The sequence below is a fragment of the Caballeronia jiangsuensis genome, assembly GCF_046030135.1.
GTDB classification, from domain to species: Bacteria; Pseudomonadota; Gammaproteobacteria; order Burkholderiales; family Burkholderiaceae; genus Caballeronia; species Caballeronia jiangsuensis.
The window spans coordinates 1-983 of sequence record NZ_JAQQDB010000112.1 but is presented as its reverse complement, the minus strand read 5'-3'; the positions used below and the strand labels follow the sequence as shown (position 1 = coordinate 983).

Here is a 983-nt window from a genome sequence, read left to right as displayed (position 1 = left end):
TACGCGGCGTCGCTGGAAGCATCGCTTACCGGCAGCAAGAAGACCGAAGACGACTACGCGTACTTTCGCAGCGAGCGCGAGTTCGCCAACTACACGATCGCGGAGTTGCCGCACTTCGGCCCGCTCGCGGGCACGACGCGCGCCGAGCGCGATTACGCGGTGACGATCGTGCGCAATTTCCTGTACTGCGCACTGATGATGGAAGTGTGGAGCGCGCTGCAGACATCGAGCGATGCGCAACTCGCGGCGATCGCGGCGAAGTCGGTCAAAGAGACGAGCTATCACCTGCATCACGCGCGCGACTGGCTGGTGCGGTTCGGCGATGGCACGGAGGAGTCGCATCGTCGTGCGCAGGCGGCGCTCGATTATCTGATGCCGTACACGCGCGAGTTCTTCGCCACCGATGCGATCGAACAAGCCGTCGCCGATGCAGGCATCGCGCCGCTCACGAGCGAGTTCGAAGCGGCATGGCGTGAGCAGGTCGCATCGGCACTGGAAGAAGCGACGCTCGAAGCGCCCGCCGAGGTGAAGCACATCACCACGGGCAAGCACGGCGAGCACTCGGAGCACATGGGTTATCTGCTGGCGGAGATGCAGAGTCTCGCGCGGCAACATCCGGGCGCGAGCTGGTAAATGAATACCGCCAACGCAAGCATCGAACGCGCGTGGGATGTGCTCGAAGCGGTGCCCGATCCGGAGATTCCGGTGGTCTCGATCCGCGAATTGGGCATTCTGCGCGATGTGCGTCACGGCGACGATGGCGTGCTCGAAGTGGTGATCACGCCGACGTACTCGGGCTGTCCTGCGATGTCGCAGATTGCGGAGGACATCGCACACGCGATCGATCGGGCTGAGCTCGGCGCGCATCGCATCGAGACGGTGCTGGCGCCCGCGTGGACGACCGACTGGATCACCGACGAAGCACGCGAGAAGCTGCGCCGCTACGGCATCGCACCGCCGACGGGCGCATGCAGCAGCACGGA

The 983-nt window shown here is 64.7% G+C and carries 2 protein-coding genes; both read left to right on the top strand.

The window, feature by feature from the left end; translation table 11 throughout:
- On the top strand, nucleotides 1-633 hold a 633-nt coding region (gene paaC, locus PQR08_RS38580; RefSeq protein WP_408164481.1), incomplete at its 5' end, for a 1,2-phenylacetyl-CoA epoxidase subunit PaaC.
- A partial coding sequence (paaD, locus tag PQR08_RS38575; RefSeq protein WP_408164479.1) for a 1,2-phenylacetyl-CoA epoxidase subunit PaaD occupies nucleotides 634-983 on the top strand: 350 nt, incomplete at its 3' end.